We start from the raw sequence: 16,050 nt of genomic DNA, 5'->3' as shown, positions 1-16,050 counted from the left end.
GCCGGGGAGAACCCACGCGCCCCTCTCGGTCTGCGTTGAGCGTCCGTTCGCGTTACGGCTGGGCGTAGCCGCTCAGGAACTCGCCGATGCGGGTGACGGCGTCGGCGACGTCCTCCGGGCGGGGCAGGGTGACCAGCCGGAAGTGGTCCGGGTCGGGCCAGTTGAAGCCGGTGCCCTGGACGACCAGGATGCGCTGGGACCGCAGCAGGTCCAGCACCATCTGCGCGTCGTCCTTGATCTTGTACACCTGCGGGTCCAGCCGCGGGAACGCGTACAGCGCGCCCTTGGGCTTCACGCAGCTGATGCCCGGGATCTCGTTCAGCAGCCGGTACGCGGTGTCCCGGGACTCCAGCAGCCGGCCGCCCGGCAGCACCAGGTCCTTGATCGACTGTCGGCCGCCGAGCGCCGCGGCCACCGCGTGCTGCGCCGGCATGTTGGCGCACAGCCGCATCGAGGCGAGCACGGTGAGCCCCTCGATGTAGCTGGCGGCCCGGTGCCGGTCGCCGGAGAGCACCATCCACCCGGAGCGGAAGCCCGCGACCCGGTACGCCTTGGACATGCCGTTGAAGGTGACGCAGAAGAGGTCCGGCGCGAGCGTGGCCAGTGGCACGTGCTCGGCGTCGTCGTAGAGGATCTTGTCGTAGATCTCGTCCGCGTAGACCACCAGCTTGTTCCGGCGGGCGATCTCGACGATCCCCTCCAGCACCTCGCGCGGGTAGACCGCGCCGGTGGGGTTGTTCGGGTTGATCACCACGATGGCCCGCGTCCGGTCGGTGACCTTGGCCTCGATGTCGGCGAGGTCCGGGTACCACTCGGACTGCTCGTCGCAGCGGTAGTGCACGGCGGTGCCGCCGGCCAGCGAGACGGAGGCCGTCCACAGCGGGTAGTCCGGGGCGGGGACGAGCACCTCGTCGCCGTCGTCGAGCAGCGCGGTCATCGCCAGCTGGATCAGCTCGGAGACGCCGTTGCCGAGGAAGACGTCCTCGACCGAGAGGCCGTGCAGGCCGCGCTCCTCGTAGTGCATCACGACGGCCCGGCGGGCGGAGAGCAGGCCCTTGGAGTCGCCGTAGCCGTGCGCGGAGGAGAGGTTCTTCAGGATGTCCTGGAGGATCTCCGGCGGCGCCTCGAAGCCGAAGGCGGCGGGATTGCCGGTGTTCAGTTTGAGGATGCGATGGCCCTGGTCCTCCAGCCGCATCGCCTCGTCGAGCACCGGGCCGCGGATGTCGTAGCAGACGTTGGCGAGCTTGCTGGACTGGATGACCTGCATGCCTGCCTACTTTACGGCGCCGTTACGGGGATCATCACGTGTTCCACGCCACAGACCGCACCGGCTGCGCGAGGATCGCGCCAGGATCGGGAGGACCGACGAGGGGGCGGGATGATCGGGCCATGGGCCGGTGCGCTGCTCGGGCTGGCCGCCGCGCCGCTGCTGCGCGCCGTCGCGGTGCGCCACGCGGTGCCGTACGGGGAGCCGTTGCGGCAGTGCTGTCCGGCGGGCAGGTGGGGGAGGTGGCCGACCGGCCGCTGCGCGGGCTGCGGTGAGGCCGCGGCCGGGCCGCGGCCGGGCGCGGTGGAGGCGGTGGCGGTCGCCGTCGGGGCCGCGCTGGGCACGGCGGCGGACGTCGGCAGCGCCCCGCTGTTCTGCTGGGTGGGCCTGTTCGGGGTGGTGCTCGGCTTCGTCGACGCGGCGGTGCTGCGGCTGCCGGACGCACTGACCCTGCCGCTGTTCGCCGGGACGGCGGTGCTGCTGCCGCTCGCCGACCACCGGCCGGCGGTGCTGCTGCGCTGCCTGCTGGCGGCCGCCGCGCTCGGTCTGCTCTACGGCGGGCTCGCCCTGCTGCTGCCGATCGGCCTCGGCGACGCCAAGCTGGCGCCGAGCCTCGGCGCGGTGCTCGGCCTGTACGGCTGGGGCGCGGTGGCCGGCGGGGTCTTCGCCGCCTTCCTGCTCGGCGGGGTCTGGGGGGCCGTCCTGCTGCTGACCCGGCGGGCCGGCCGCGGGGACGCCCTGCCGTTCGGGCCGCCGCTGCTGGCCGGGGCCCTGCTCGCGGTGCTGGCCGCGGCCTGACGGCCCGTCCGCGTCCGGCGCGCCGGGCCGGGCCCGGACATGGGCGGAGCCCGCCGTACCCCAGCAGTACGGCGGGCTCCTGAGCGACGCGCCGGCCCCCACCCTCAGGAGGCGGCGCGCCCCGTGCGGGTTACGGCATCGCGTGGGCGTGGGCGCCCACGTTGGTGGAGAAGTCGTTGCCGTTCTTGAGGTCCCAGTTGGTGGACCAGGTCATCGCGCCGCGGATGGTCGGCCACTTCGCCGGCGGGACGAAGCTGCCGCAGTGGGTGCCGGCGGCGAGGCAGTCCAGTGCGTTGTTGACCACGGTGGAGTTGACGTAGCCGCCGCCCGCCGCCTGGCTGGACGCCGGGACGCCGATGCCGACCTGGTCGGGCCGCAGGCCGCCCTGGATGTGGGTGCAGACCTGGGCGGTGATGAAGTCGATCGTGCCCTGGGTGTAGACCTTGCCGTCGCAGCCGTTCATGCCGCCCGAGTTGTAGAACTGGGTGTTGACGACGGTCAGGATGTCCTTGGTGTTGAGCGCCAGCTGGAAGTAGGCACCGGCGGTGCTGTACATCCCGATGGTCTCCGGGGCCATGGTCAGGACGAAGTTCGCGCCGACCTTGGACTGCAGGGTGTGCAGCGCCTGCGCCATGTACGTCGGGTCGACGCCGTTCTCCAGGTCGATGTCGACGCCGTCGAAGCCGTACTGCTGGACCAGCGCGTAGGCGGTGTTGGCGAAGTTGGCCGCCGCGGAGGCGTTGGCGACGCTGATCGCGCCGTTCTGGCCGCCGACCGAGAGGACGACGCGCTTGCCGGCCGCGTGCTTGGCGGCGATGTCCGCCTTGAAGTCGGCGTCGGTGTAGCCGCCGAGCTTGGACGAGAGCGCCGGGTCCAGGGTGAAGCTGATCGCGCCGGGCGTGCCCGTCGCGTCGGCGAAGGAGACCGCGATGATGTCGTACGCGCTCTGCACGTCGCGCAGCTTCTGCACCGGCGCGCCGTTGTCGAAGTTCTGCCAGTAGCCGGTCAGCACGTGCTTGGGCAGGTTGCCGTTCGGCGGCGTCGGCGAGGAGGTCGGGCTCGACGTCGGGCTGGCGGTCGGCGAGCTCGTCGGCGAGGAGGTCGGGGACGAGGTCGGCGAGGACGTCGGCGAGGCGGAGGTGCTCGGCTTCGCGGAGGTCGGGGTGCCGGTCGGGGTGGCGGTGCCGCCCGGGCCGGTCAGCGTGATGTCGTCCGCGTTGTAGGCGCCCTGGCCGTACCAGCCGTGCACGTAGAGCGTGATGCTGTTGGTGCTCGCGCCGGTGGTGAAGGTGGTGGACAGCTGGTTCCAGCTGCTCTGGCTGGACCAGGTCGAGGGGTCGGTCGAGCCGGTGCCGCGGGCGCCCAGGTAGACGTACGGGCCCTGCACGAAGCCGGCCAGGGTGTAGCTGGTGTTCGGCAGCACGCTGACGGTCTGGGTGCACTCGGCGGTGTCGGCGCTGCTCGGCGCGGCGGTCAGCGCGTAGGAGCCGGCGTGCACCGGGGAGGAGGCGGCGCTCGCGGTGCCGGTGCAGGTCCAGCCGGACAGGTTGCCGGCCTCGAAACCGCCGTTGGTGACCAGGTTGCCGACGGCGGCGCCGGCCCCGCCGGCGGTCAGCGCCAGGCCGGCGCCGGCCAGGGCGAGGGCCGTGGTGCCGGCGGCGACTGCGGCCGGGAGCTTGGAGCGGCGCCGCCGGTGGGACGGCTGCGCGAGGTGACGGGCCATGGGCGGGCTCCTGGAAGGAAGGAGGGGGAGCCGCCGCGGTGGGGGGCGCGGCGGCTCCGCGTGGGGGAGGGACGGCTGGGGCCGCGGAGGTACGGGAAGGGCTCCGGTGTGCCCTCGCTCACAAGCTGGACTAGACCAATGCCGGGCGTCAAGAAGCGGACGGCGGCTTTACGCCGTCTTACGGCTGGCTTAAGGAAGCGGAGACCGGATCGTGTCCGAGCGGCCCGCCCGGCCCCGGGACGCTCCCGGGGCGAAGCCGTGACCCCATCGGTACCTGCGGCTTTACCTCCACGCACACCGCCGGAGTAGGCTGCGCCAGGTATTCCGCACCAGGTGGGCGAGCGGCGAACCAGCACGGAGGGGCCGAGGAACATGGGTCTGCGCGATGTCGTCGAGCGCACGCCGGGTCTGCGCACCCTGCTGGACAACGCCTACCGGCTGTACGGCCGGCGGGTCGAGGTCCACCTCGACAACACCCCCCGCCACATCGGCGTGATCCTCGACGGCAACCGCCGCTGGGCGAAGGCCACCGGCGGCACCACCGCCCAGGGCCACCAGCGCGGCGCCGACAAGATCGCCGAGTTCCTCGGCTGGTGCGACGAGACCCACGTCAAGGTCGTCACCCTGTGGATGCTCTCCACCGACAACCTCTCCCGGCCCGCCGAGGAGCTCGTCCCGCTGCTCGGCATCATCGAGGACGCCGTCCGCGGCCTCGCCGAGGCCCGCCGCTGGCGGATCAACCCGGTCGGCGCGCTCGACCTGCTGCCCCCGCGCACCTCCCAGGTGCTCAAGGAGGCGGCCCACGACACCGCCCACATCGAGGGCGTCACCGTCAACGTCGCGATCGGCTACGGCGGCCGTCGCGAGATCGCCGACGCCGTCCGCTCGCTGCTCCAGGAACACGCCGACCGCGGCACCTCGATCGAGCAGCTCGCCGAGATCCTCGACGTCGAGCACATCGCCGAGCACCTCTACACCAAGGGCCAGCCCGACCCCGACCTGGTCATCCGCACCTCGGGCGAGCAGCGGCTCTCCGGCTTCCTGCTCTGGCAGAGCGCCCACAGCGAGTTCTACTTCTGCGAGGCGTACTGGCCGGCCTTCCGCAAGGTCGACTTCCTGCGGGCGCTGCGCGACTTCCAGCTGCGCAACCGCCGCATGGGCCTCTGAGCCCCCCGACCGGACGGCACTGACGCCGGGTCAAACGAAATACCCGCAGGCCACGACCCCAAAACGTGCTCCTGTTGTGACCCCCGAGTTCACGCCCGGGGGTATGCAGGGGCCACCGCCGGGGCATATACCGGTCAGACCGGTACCCCGGCCACCGGGGTCGCGGGGACCGGTGAGCCGCGGGTGACGCTGGGTCATCCGCTCTGGAGGCCTAGTGGTCAGTTCCAAGAGCCGCCGGACACCAGACCGGCGCACGTACGTTCTCGACACCAGCGTGCTCCTGGCGGACCCGCTCGCCATGAGCCGCTTCGAGGAGCACGAGGTCGTCCTGCCGGTGGTCGTGGTCACCGAGCTGGAGGCCAAGCGGCACCACCCGGAGCTGGGCTACTTCGCCCGCCAGGCGCTGCGCCTCCTCGACGACTACCGGATCCGCCACGGCCGGCTCGACGAGCCGATCCCGGTCGGCGAGCTCGGCGGCACCATCCGGGTCGAGCTGAACCACTCGGACCCGTCGATCCTGCCGGCCGGCTACCGCGCCGGCGGCGGCGAGGCCGATACCCGCATCCTGGCGGTCGCGCGGAACCTGCAGGCCGAGGGGTACGACGTCACCGTCGTCTCCAAGGACCTCCCGCTGCGGATCAAGGCCAGCTCGGTCGGCCTGCTCGCCGAGGAGTACCGGGCCGAGCTCGCGATCACCTCCGGGTGGACGGGCATGACGGAGCTGCACATCCCCGGCGACCAGGTCGACGCGCTCTTCGGCGCCCCGCACGACGCCGCGGTGGACGTCGACGGCGCCGCCGAACTGCCGGTGCACACCGGACTCGTCCTGCAGTCGGAGCGCGGCAAGGCCCTCGGCCGGGTCACCCACGACGGGCGGGTGCGCCTGGTGCGCGGCGACCGCGAGGCGTTCGGCCTGCGCGGCCGCAGCGCCGAGCAGCGGGTCGCCCTCGACCTGCTGCTCGACCCCGAGGTCGGCATCGTCTCGATGGGCGGCCGGGCCGGCACCGGCAAGTCGGCACTGGCGCTGTGCGCCGGCCTGGAGGCCGTGCTGGAGCGCCGACAGCACCGCAAGGTGATGGTGTTCCGTCCGCTGTACGCGGTCGGCGGCCAGGAGCTCGGCTACCTGCCGGGCAGCGAGGCCGAGAAGATGGGCCCGTGGGCGCAGGCCGTCTTCGACACCCTCTCCGCGGTCACCACCCCGGACGTGGTCGAGGAGGTCATCTCCCGCGGGATGCTGGAGGTCCTGCCGCTCACCCACATCCGCGGCCGGTCGCTGCACGACGCCTTCGTGATCGTGGACGAGGCGCAGTCGCTGGAGCGGAACGTCCTGCTGACGGTGCTGTCCCGGATCGGCCAGGGCTCGCGGGTGGTCCTCACCCACGACGTCGCCCAGCGCGACAACCTGCGGGTCGGCCGGTACGACGGCGTGGTCGCGGTGGTCGAGAAGCTGAAGGGGCATCCGCTGTTCGCCCACATCACGCTGACCCGCTCCGAGCGCTCGCCGATCGCCGCCCTGGTCACCGAGATGCTGGAGGACATCCAGCCGTAGGAACGGCAGTGACAAAAGCGGACAAATCAGTATGAATGACCGTCAAGGGGCCTGCCGCATACCGGCAGGCCCCTCGATCTGTCACCGGGTCCGACGGGTCGTCGACGACCTTTCGGGCAAACGCCCAGCTCGCGAAGATTGTGAGATCCGCCACGCAACCGGGAATTGCGTAGACACGTCCCGGTGCGGCATGGTGAGGGTTCTGTCAGGCCCCGCGTACGGCAGAATCGCGCCCGGCAACTCCGGTCGGCGGGCATACAACTGAACACCGATGAGTCGTACGCCGCCCGTTCACCACGCCGTTCCGAGCCCGCTCGGCCCGGCAGTCGGGCCAGTGTCTCCCGTGACCAGCACCGACGGAGGCGAGCGGCAAGGGGCATGTTGCGTCCGTACGGTCACGCGCGGTCGCCGCCGGAAGGAAACCATGTGACTCGGATCTCGGTCCGGGGAGTTGCTGTGGCCTCCGCCACCGCCGTCACCGCTGTCGGTGCGGTCGTGGGCGCGGCCTCGGGCAGCGAGGGCACGACCACGCAGACGGTCGACGTCGCGAGCGCCACGCTGCTCGCCGATGTGCCCTCCGGCGCCCAGGCGCAGACCATCAGCGACAACTTCGCCCGCCAGGCGAGCGCCCAGCAGGTGTCCGCCGACGCGGCCGCCAAGAAGGCCGCCGAGGAGGCCGCGCGCCAGAAGGCCGCCGCCGACGCGCAGGCCAAGGCCGACGCGGAGAAGGCCGCCAAGGCCGCCGAAGAGGCGAAGCGCAAGGCCGACGAGGAGGCCGCCAACCGCGCCGCCGCGCGGACCGCCCTCGCCGCGGTCCCGGCCGGCTCGGTCCAGGCGATGGCCGCCCAGATCATCGGCGACGCCAACCAGTTCTCCTGCTTCAGCGAGATCGTGAAGCGCGAGAGCGGCTGGGACTACACCGCCACCAACGCGTCCTCCGGCGCGTACGGCCTGGTGCAGGCCCTGCCGGGCTCCAAGATGGCCTCCGTCGCCGACGACTGGCGCACCAACCCGGCGACCCAGATCAAGTGGGGCCTCAACTACATGAACAGCCGCTACGGCAGCCCCTGCGGCGCCTGGTCGTTCTGGCAGTCCCACCACTGGTACTGATCCTGCCGCCACAGCCGTGCGTCGAAGGCCCCCGACCGCTCCGGTCGGGGGCCTTCCGCGTGCCGGGAGCCCTCCGCGGGGCGCGGCCCCGAGGGCGGGCCGCGCCGCCCGGGCGGCGCTGACCAGGGCGCTCACGGGCGGTGCGGCTCGATGCGGACGCGGGGCGCCGGAGCGGGTCCTGGACCTCCGGCACCGGCCGGTCCGCCGGCAGTTGGTCCTGTGTTCGGAGTCCTCCCCGATCGAGGACGACCGAAACCATCCGTTTCACGTTGATTCGTCACCTTCTCCACGGTGGAGGGCACCGGGGCGGAGGGGACCGCGGGCACCCCGGGCGGGTACCGTCTGGCGGACAGGAAGAACGGGGAGGGCGCGGACGTGGCAGCGGACAGAGCCGACGGGACGCGGGACCGCAGGATGCTCAAGGCGCTCGCCAGGACGGGCGCCGTCGCCGCCGGCGTGTGGGCCGCGTTGGAGCGCCGCCGCCGGGCGGCCGCCCAGGCCGACGCCTTCGCCGCCGCGGACGCCGAGGACGGCCCGACCGACCGGCTCCCGCCGCCGCGGCGGGCCGAACCCGAGCGGCTGCCCCCCGTCCACCGCGAGGTCCACAACCCCGGCCGCCCGGCCACCCCGGTCGAGGCGGTGCCGTGGGGCCTACGGGTGGCCGCCGAGTCCACCTGGCGGCTGCTGCTGCTCGGCGTCGCCCTCTACGTGCTCTTCCGCGTGGTCGACATGCTGCGGCTGGTCGCCTTCGCCGTGCTGGCGGCCCTGCTGATCTCCGCGCTGCTGGAACCGACCGTCTCCTGGCTCAAGCGCCTCGGCGTCCCCCGCTCGCTGGCCGCCGCCGGCACCTTCCTCAGCGGCCTGGCCGGCATCGGCCTGGTCGGCTGGTTCGTGGTCTGGCAGGTGACCAGCAACCTGGAGTCCGTCACCGGCAAGGTCCAGGACGGTGTCAACCAGCTCCGCGAGTGGCTGGTGACCGGCCCGCTGCACCTGACGCAGCAGCAGATCAACGACTTCGCCAAGCAGATCTCCACCGCCATCGGCAGCAACTCCGAGCAGATCACCTCGGCCGGCTTCACCGGTGTCACCATCGCCGTCGAGGTGCTCACCGGCGTCGTCCTGGCCGCCTTCACCACGTTCTTCCTGCTGTACGACGGCGCCCGGATCTGGTCCTGGGCGCTGCGCTGCCTGCCCCGGCACTCCCGCTATGCGATGGCCGGCGCCGGCCCCAAGGCCTGGGCCACCCTCACCGCCTACGTGCGCGGGACGGTCTTCGTCGCCTTCATCGACGCGCTCTGCATCGGCGTCGGCATCCAGCTGCTCGGCGTGCCGATGGCCATGCCGCTGGCCGTGATCATCTTCCTGGGCGCCTTCGTGCCGCTGGTCGGCGCCCTGGTCACCGGCACCATCGCGGTGCTGATCGCCCTGGTGACCGTGGGCCCGTTCACCGCACTGATGGTGCTGGTGGTGCTGGTCGCCGTCCAGCAGCTCGAGGGGCACCTGCTGCAGCCGCTGATCCTCGGCCGCGCGGTGGCCGTCCACCCGCTGGCCGTGGTGCTGGGCGTGGCCGCGGGCTCGATCGTCGGCGGCATCGGCGGCGCCATCGTGGCCGTCCCGCTGATCGCGGTGACCAACACCGTCGTCTCCCACCTCCGCCGCCGCAACGCCGCCGGCCAGGAGGTCTTCGAAGCCCTGGAGAACGCCCGCCAGAAGTAGGGGCCGAACGCTCGGGAAGCACCGACAGGGGCGCGGGGAACCGCGCGGCGGAAGAGGCCGAGCTCAGCCGTCTTCCGTTCCGCGCGGTTCCCCGCGCCCCTCGTGGTTCGCCCGGTGCGTCCTCAGACGGACGCGATGGCGGCCTCGGAGTCGAGGGTGGCGGCGACCGCCTGGATCACCGAAGCGATCTTGATCGACGCCTGGATCACCTCGCGCTCGACACCGGCCTTCTTGAGGACGGCCTCGTGCGAGTCCAGGCACTGGCCGCAGCCGTTGATCGCGGAGACCGCGAAGCACCACAGCTCGAAGTCGGCCTTCTCGACGCCCGGGGTGCCGATGATGTTCATCCGCAGGCCGGCCCGCATGCTGCCGTACTCCTTGTCGGAGAGCAGGTGCAGCGTCCGGTAGTAGACGTTGTTCATGCCCATCACGGCGGCGGCGCCCTTGGCGGCGTTGTACGCCTCCGGCTTGAGGTTCGCCTTCGCCTCGGGCTCCAGCTCGCGCAGCACGGCGGGGGAGCGGGTGGCCATCGCGCAGGCCAGCACGGTGCCCCAGAGCTGCTGCTCGGGCAGGTCCGAGTTGCCGATGACCGCGCTCAGGTTGAGCTTGAGGTCCTTGGCGTACTCGGGCAGGGCCGCCTTGAGGTCGTCGAGGGCCATGGGTCAGCCCGCCAGGAGGGCCTGGGCGTCGAGGGTGTCCTCGCCCTTGGTCCAGTTGCAGGGGCACAGCTCGTCGGTCTGCAGCGCGTCGAGCACCCGCAGGACCTCCTTGGGGTTACGGCCGACGGAGCCGGCGGTCACCATGACGAACTGGATCTCGTTGTTCGGGTCGACGATGAACACCGCGCGCTGGGCGGTGCCGTCGGCGGCCTCGACGCCGCAGGCGCGCATCAGGTCGTGCTTGACGTCGGCCAGCATCGGGAACGGCAGGTCGCGCAGGTCCTTGTGGTCCTTGCGCCAGGCGTGGTGCACGTACTCGGAGTCACCGGAGACGCCGAGGACCTGCGCGTCGCGGTCGGCGAACTCCTCGTTCAGCTTGCCGAACGCGGCGATCTCGGTCGGGCAGACGAAGGTGAAGTCCATCGGCCAGAAGAAGACGATCTTCCACTTGCCCTCGTAGGTCTTGTGGTTGATCTCGGCGAAGGCGTTCGCGGCGTCGAGGTCGACACAGGCGTTGAGTTCGAACTCGGGGAACTTGTCACCGATCGTGAGCACGTTCGCTTCTCCTGGTTTGAGATATGAGGGAAAGTGCCCGAATTGCCTATGGTTCGACGCATTCGGACGTCCTCCACCCTCGCACACCACGGACTGATCGGGGAAATAGCTAGACTCGTCGCATCTGATCGGAGAGAGCTATCAGTACTGCCCCGCACCACAGCAAGCCCCGCACCCCCAGCGTCGCCCAGCTGCGTGCCTTCGTCGCCGTCGCCGAACACCGGCACTTCCGCGAGGCCGCCGCCGCCACCGGAACCAGCCAGCCCGCCCTGTCCGGCGCCGTCGCCGCCCTGGAGGACGCCCTCGGCGCCCAGCTCGTCGAGCGTACGACGCGCCGCGTCATCATCACCCCGCTGGGCGAGCGCGTCGCCGAGCACGCACGCCGCGTCCTCGGCTCGCTGCACTCCCTCACCGAGGCGGTCGAGGCCGCCCGCCGCCCCTTCACCGGGCCGCTCCACCTCGGCGTGATCCCCACCGTCGCCCCGTACCTGCTGCCCACCGTGCTGCGGCTGGTCCGCGACAGCTACCCCGAGCTGGAACTGCACGTCCACGAGGAACGCACCCCCTCGCTGCTCGACGGGCTCGCCGCCGGGCGGCTCGACGTGCTGCTGCTCGCCCTGCCCGCCGGCGGCGCCGCGCCCACCCGGGACATCCCGCTCTTCGACGAGGACTTCGTCCTGGTCACCCCGCCCGGGCACGAGCTCGCCGGCCGCACCGACGTCCCGCGGGACGTCCTGCTCGACCTCGACGTGCTGCTGCTCGAGGAGGGCCACTGCCTGCGCGACCAGGCCCTCGACATCTGCCGCGAGGTCGGCGCCGACACCGCCGCCGGCACCACCCGGATCGCCGGGCTCTCCACCCTCGTCCAACTGGTCGCCGGCGGACTCGGCACCACCCTGCTGCCGGTCACCGCCCTCGACGTCGAGGCCGGCCGCTCCGACCGGCTCGCCGCCGCCCGCTTCGCCGCCCCCGCGCCCGGCCGCCGGATCGGCCTCGCCACCCGTCCCGGCTCCGCCCGCACCGACGAGTACGACCGGTTCGCCGCCGCCCTCAAGGACGTCCTGCGCGAGCTGCCCGTCCGCATCGTCGAGTAGCTCCTCCGTCGACGCACCGCCGTCGGCATCGCGGCACGCCGCGTTGGGCATACCTCCCTCGAAGATCCGAACGAAGGGGGTGGGCGCGTGTACGTGTCGCGGATCAGGGTGACCGGCCTCGGGTGCTTCGACGGCCCGCGCACGGCCGACCTCGCCGTCGACCCCGGCCCCGGCTGGACGGTCCTCGCCGGACCGAACGGCTCCGGCAAGACCACCCTGCTGCAGGCCCTCGCCCGGACCCTCGGCGCCCCCGGCAGCCCGGAGCCCGCCGGCGGCACCCCCGGCACCGTCGACCTGCCCGGCCTCGGCCGGTGGGACGGCAGCGGCGAACCGGCCCGCCACGGCCGCACCCGCGCCCACCACCTCGGCGCCGACCGCACCCCGCCCACCGCCCTCACCGCGGCCGGCGCCGCCCTGCTCGCGGAAGGGCTGCTCCCCGACGGCTGGCGCATCACCGACCCCGGCCGCGCCCTGGTCGCACCGCCGGACGGCCCCGCCCGGCCGCTCACCGCACTCGGCAGCGGCACCGCCGCCCTCGCCGCGATCGTCTGCACCCTCGCCGGGGAGGCCCGCACCGAGGCCGTGAACGGCGCGACCACCGTGCCGCGCCCCGGCATCGCGCTGATCGACGACGTCGACCTCCACCTGCACCCCGTCCGGCAGCAGCAGATCGGCGGCTGGCTCACCACCCGCTTCCCGCAGACGCAGTTCCTGGTCGCCACGCACAGCCCGTACGTCTGCCAGGCCGCCGACCCCGGCACCCTCGTCCGCCTCGCCGCGCCCGGCACCGACGAGGCGCCCCGCGTCCTCGACGAGGACCTGCACCAGCGCGTCCTGTACGGCAGCGGCGACGACACCGCGCTCTCCGAACTCTTCGGCCTGCCCAGCGCCTACTCCGCCGCCGCCGAGGCCGAGCGCCGCCTGCTGATCCGGCTGGAGCGCAAGCTCTACAGCGGCCGCGCCACCAGCGCCGAACTCGACGCCTACCGGCGCCTCGGCGCCAAGCTCAACAGCTCCCTCGGCGCCCGCGCGGACGAACTCGCCGCCCGGCTGCTGGGCGACCAGCCGTGATCCCGCTGCAGCGGCCGCCGCTCGCCCCCGCCCTCGCCGCCGAACTGGCCCGCCGCACCGCCGCCATCCGCACCGCCGGCCCGACCACCGCGGCCGGCCGCGCCGCCTGGCGCACCGCCCGCCAGCCCAAGGCCCAACTCCGTCTGATGCTCCGCCGGATGGCGCCCGGCCTGGAACGCTGCATGTACTGCGGGGACAACCTCGGCACCGACATCGACCACTTCGAGCCGATCGCCCGCGACCCGCTGCGGACCTTCGACTGGCAGAACCACCTGCTCGCCTGCGCCCACTGCAACAGCAACCAGAAGCGCGACCGGTTCCCCTGCGACCCCGTCACCGGCGAGCACCTGCTGGTCGACCCGGCCCGCGAGGACCCGGCCGAACACCTGGTGCTCTACCTGGAGTCCGGCGCCTACGACCCGCTCACCGCCAAGGGCGAGGCCACCATCGACGTCTTCGGCCTGAACGCCCGCCCCGAGCTCGTCCGCGGCCGCCGGATGATGTTCACCGTGGTCAAGTCGCTGCTCACCGCCTGGCGCACCGCCGGTGCCGCGGGCCGCACCGCCGAGCAGCGCGAGTACCTGGACTCCCTGCGGCTGCTGCACCACGCCGACGTGCTCCGCACCGTCCTCGCCCTGCGCCGCACCCCGCCGCTGGCCGACGCCGTCCTCGGCCCCGACCTGGCCGCCACCCTCGGCGAACTCGTCCGCACCCACCCGGAGTTCGAACGTCCCTGAACCGCCCGCCGGCCCGGGGGGCTACGCCGTGTCCCGGGCCCGGGTGGGGACGGCCCGGCAGCGGGTCGGCAGGCGCTGCTCGAACCAGACCACCTTGCCCGCGCCGAGCCGGGTGGCACCCCAGTCGTCGGCGCACCGGGCGACTATCTGCAGGCCCCGGCCGTGCTCGTCGTCCGGCCCGGCCCGGCGGGCGCGCGGCAGGGCCGGACTGTCGTCGCCGACCTCGCAGCGCAGCCGCGAGGTCCGCACCAGGCGGAGCGTCACCGGCCGGGTGGCGTGCCGGATCGCGTTGGTGACCAGCTCGCTGACCATCAGCTCGGTGGTCTCCGACAGCTCCTCCAGCCCCCAGCGGCGCAGCGCGTGCGCGGCGAGGCGCCGGGCCCGGCCGGGCGTCTCGTGCCGGGGCTGCAGGTACCAGTAGGAGACGTCCTCGGCCGGGATGCCGTCGAAGGCCGCGGCGAGCAGCGCGATGTCGTCGGCGCGCTCGCCCGGCGGCAGCACCCGCAGCGCCTCCTGGCAGACGTGCTCGGGGGAGTGCCGGTGCGCGGCGGCGAGCCGGGCGCGCAGCTTCTCCAGACCGGTCGTCAGCGGGCGGCGCCGGCTCTCCACCAGGCCGTCGGTGAACAACAGCAGGGCGGAGCCCGGCGGCGCCGGGAGCTCGGTGGAGGCGAAGTCGACGCCGCCCACGCCGATCGGCGCGCCCGGCGGCAGGTCGAGCAGGTCGGCGGTGCCGTCCGGGCCGATCAGCACCGGCGGCACGTGGCCGGCGTTGGCCACCACCACCCGGTTGGCGATCGGGTCGTACACCGCGTAGACGCAGGTGGCCAGGTGCTGTTCGGCGCCGAGATGCTGGGCCTGCTCGTCGAGGTGGTACAGCACCTCGTGCGGCGGCAGGTCGAGGCCGGCCAGGGTCTGTGCGCTGGTGCGCAGCTGGCCCATCACGGCGGCGGAGGTCAGCGAATGGCCCATGACGTCGCCGACGATCAGCGCCACCCGGTTGCCGGGCAGTTCGACCGAGTCGTACCAGTCGCCGCCGACCTGGGCGCCGCGCTCGCCGGGCAGGTAGCGGTGGGCGAGCCGTACCCCGTGCGGCTGCGGCAGGTGCGCGGGCAGCATCCGGCGCTGCAGCTCGCGGGCGGTCTCGAACTCCCGGGCGTAGCGCAGCGCGGTGTCCACCGCGAGGCCGGCCTGGGTGGCCAGGTGGCGGGCCATCGCGGTGTCGTCGGGTTCGAAACGGGCCGGGCCCGCCTTGCCCGGGCGCCGGATCAGCAGCAGCAGGCCGAGCACGGCCTTGCGTCCGCGCAGCGGCAGGAGCAGCAGGGCCGTGCCGGCGGCGAGCCGGCCCAACGTGCGGGCGCCGTACAGCTCGGTGAGCAGCGGGCGCAGCCGGTCCGCGGCCGGGGTGCCGAGCACCGCGGGCCCGTACGGCGCCTGGCCCGCCAGCATCCGGGCGAGCGGGCCGCCGGGCGCCGGCCGGCACAGCCGGGAGCGCCGGCCGAGCCGGGTGCCGTGGCCGTGGTGCAGTCGGAGTGCGGTGGGCGGCCCGGGGTCGCGTTCGACCGGCGGCAGCGGGTCGCGCAGGTGCACCACGGCGGCGTCCGCGAGGGCCGGGACGAGCGAGCGGCCCAGGTCGCGCAGGGTGGTGCGCAGGTCCAGCGAGCCGTTGATCCGCCGGGTGGCCGTCTCCAGGTACCCGAGCCGTTCGGCGAGGCCGGGCCGTTCGTCCCGGTGCGGCGGTGCGGAGCGCTGGGCGCCGACCAGTGGCACGGCGGCGGTCGGCCGCCCTGCCTGGGGCGAGGAGTGGTCGCGCACGGGCTGCCCGTTCTTGAGATGTCGAGGGTGGTCGGGCCGGCTGGTCTCTCAGGTGGTGCGCCGACAGCGCAGGAAGAGCTGTTCCTCCGGCGGCAGGGCGGTCGACGCGGGCGCGTACGGGTGGCCGGTGCAGGCCTCGACCTCGAACCCGGCCGCGGCCAGCGTCTGGACCAGCTCCTCGCGCAGGTAGCCGCTGATCCGCAGCTCGCGGCCGAGGAACGGCAGCGGCGCGTCGTCGAGGTCGGCCTCGACCGTGCCGAGCGCCAGCAGGCCGCCCGGCCGCAGCAGGGTGCGGACCCGGCCCAGCACCGCGGCGATCTCCGCCCGCGGCAGCAGGACGAGCGAGAAGAACGCGGTGGCGGCGGCGAAGGAGCCGGCCGCGTCGGGGCCGAGCTGCGGCACGCCCCAGGCCGTGGCGGCCCGCGGGGTCGCCAGGTCGTACATGTCCATCCGGTGCAGTTCGGCCTCCGGCACGGCCCGGCGGGCGGCCGCCAGCATCCCGTCCGAGAGGTCGATGCCGGTCACCCGCAGCCCGCCGTCGGCGAGTTGGCGGGCGGTCGGCTCGCCGGTGCCGCAGCCGACGTCCAGCACCCGGGCGCCGAGGGCGAGTTCGTTGAGCAGCCAGTCGCCGCAGGCGGTCTGGCCGGTGCGGTCCGGGAAGACCTCGTCGTAGCGCGGGCCGATCGCGTCGAAGGCGACGGCCTGCAGGGCCCGTTCGGAACGGCGCCGGTGCCCGGCGTGTGCCGGGTCCGAGATCTGTCCGGTTGCCACGCCCTGGGCACCTCTCTCTCC

General features: G+C 73.5%; 14 protein-coding genes. 8 read left to right on the top strand and 6 right to left on the bottom strand.

Going from position 1 to position 16,050, the window contains the following annotated elements; all coding sequences use genetic code 11:
• Positions 1-52: 52 nt before the first annotated feature.
• On the bottom strand, positions 53-1,267 hold the full coding sequence (locus AB0O09_RS11225) for a pyridoxal phosphate-dependent aminotransferase (RefSeq protein ID WP_363541318.1): 1,215 nt from the start codon (positions 1,265-1,267) through the stop codon (positions 53-55).
• A 111-nt stretch (positions 1,268-1,378) separates the two neighbouring features.
• On the opposite strand from AB0O09_RS11225, the gene AB0O09_RS11220 reads away from it, so the two are divergent.
• A complete protein-coding gene (locus AB0O09_RS11220) occupies positions 1,379-2,065 on the top strand; it encodes a prepilin peptidase (RefSeq protein WP_363541317.1) in 687 nt (228 codons plus the stop codon).
• A gap of 130 nt (positions 2,066-2,195) precedes the next feature.
• On the opposite strand, the gene AB0O09_RS11215 is transcribed toward AB0O09_RS11220, so the two are convergent.
• The gene (locus tag AB0O09_RS11215; protein WP_363541316.1) at positions 2,196-3,788 is read right to left on the bottom strand and encodes a glycosyl hydrolase family 18 protein; all 1,593 of its coding nucleotides are present in this window, start codon (positions 3,786-3,788) and stop codon (positions 2,196-2,198) included.
• A gap of 372 nt (positions 3,789-4,160) precedes the next feature.
• Between AB0O09_RS11215 and AB0O09_RS11210 the strand changes: the two genes are divergently transcribed.
• From AB0O09_RS11210 to AB0O09_RS11195, 4 genes are all read left to right on the top strand, one after another.
• Positions 4,161-4,955 carry an isoprenyl transferase gene (locus tag AB0O09_RS11210; protein WP_344625815.1) on the top strand — a complete coding sequence of 265 codons (795 nt, stop codon included), beginning with the start codon at positions 4,161-4,163 and terminating at the stop codon, positions 4,953-4,955.
• A gap of 214 nt (positions 4,956-5,169) precedes the next feature.
• Positions 5,170-6,504: a PhoH family protein gene (locus AB0O09_RS11205; protein WP_363541315.1), complete on the top strand. Its 1,335-nt coding sequence runs from the start codon at positions 5,170-5,172 to the stop codon at positions 6,502-6,504.
• 426 nt (positions 6,505-6,930) lie between these two features.
• On the top strand, positions 6,931-7,614 hold the full coding sequence (locus AB0O09_RS11200) for a transglycosylase SLT domain-containing protein (RefSeq protein ID WP_363541314.1): 684 nt from the start codon (positions 6,931-6,933) through the stop codon (positions 7,612-7,614).
• Positions 7,615-8,028: 414 nt separating this feature from the next.
• The gene (locus AB0O09_RS11195; protein WP_363541438.1) at positions 8,029-9,330 is read left to right on the top strand and encodes an AI-2E family transporter; all 1,302 of its coding nucleotides are present in this window, start codon (positions 8,029-8,031) and stop codon (positions 9,328-9,330) included.
• A gap of 122 nt (positions 9,331-9,452) precedes the next feature.
• On the opposite strand, the gene AB0O09_RS11190 is transcribed toward AB0O09_RS11195, so the two are convergent.
• Both AB0O09_RS11190 and AB0O09_RS11185 read right to left on the bottom strand, forming a co-directional pair.
• The gene (locus AB0O09_RS11190; RefSeq protein ID WP_363541312.1) at positions 9,453-9,989 is read right to left on the bottom strand and encodes an alkyl hydroperoxide reductase; all 537 of its coding nucleotides are present in this window, start codon (positions 9,987-9,989) and stop codon (positions 9,453-9,455) included.
• Positions 9,990-9,992: 3 nt separating this feature from the next.
• Positions 9,993-10,544 (bottom strand): peroxiredoxin, encoded by a 552-nt coding sequence (locus tag AB0O09_RS11185; protein WP_363541311.1) that lies wholly within the window; start codon positions 10,542-10,544, stop codon positions 9,993-9,995.
• Between the two features lie 140 nt (positions 10,545-10,684).
• Here AB0O09_RS11185 and AB0O09_RS11180 point away from each other — a divergent pair, with 140 nt between their 5' ends.
• The 3 genes from AB0O09_RS11180 (at position 10,685) to AB0O09_RS11170 (ending at position 13,446) form a co-directional block, all read left to right on the top strand.
• On the top strand, positions 10,685-11,638 hold the full coding sequence (locus tag AB0O09_RS11180) for a LysR substrate-binding domain-containing protein (protein ID WP_363541437.1): 954 nt from the start codon (positions 10,685-10,687) through the stop codon (positions 11,636-11,638).
• Positions 11,639-11,725: 87 nt separating this feature from the next.
• Positions 11,726-12,709: an AAA family ATPase gene (locus AB0O09_RS11175; protein ID WP_363541310.1), complete on the top strand. Its 984-nt coding sequence runs from the start codon at positions 11,726-11,728 to the stop codon at positions 12,707-12,709.
• Positions 12,706-13,446 carry an HNH endonuclease gene (locus AB0O09_RS11170; protein WP_344625820.1) on the top strand — a complete coding sequence of 247 codons (741 nt, stop codon included), beginning with the start codon at positions 12,706-12,708 and terminating at the stop codon, positions 13,444-13,446. The genes AB0O09_RS11175 and AB0O09_RS11170 overlap by 4 nt, the downstream gene beginning before the upstream one ends.
• 21 nt (positions 13,447-13,467) lie before the next feature.
• On the opposite strand, the gene AB0O09_RS11165 is transcribed toward AB0O09_RS11170, so the two are convergent.
• A complete protein-coding gene (locus tag AB0O09_RS11165) occupies positions 13,468-15,258 on the bottom strand; it encodes an ATP-binding SpoIIE family protein phosphatase (protein WP_363541309.1) in 1,791 nt (596 codons plus the stop codon).
• A 48-nt stretch (positions 15,259-15,306) separates the two neighbouring features.
• Complete coding sequence (locus AB0O09_RS11160) at positions 15,307-16,029, bottom strand: class I SAM-dependent methyltransferase (protein ID WP_363541307.1); 723 nt, start codon at positions 16,027-16,029, stop codon at positions 15,307-15,309.
• Positions 16,030-16,050: the final 21 nt, after the last annotated feature.

Source organism: Kitasatospora sp. NPDC093679 (genome assembly GCF_040683455.1).
Classification (GTDB): Bacteria; Actinomycetota; Actinomycetes; order Streptomycetales; family Streptomycetaceae; genus Kitasatospora; species Kitasatospora arboriphila.
Note: the sequence above shows the minus strand (reverse complement) of the source record. Positions and strands in the feature narration are given on the sequence as shown.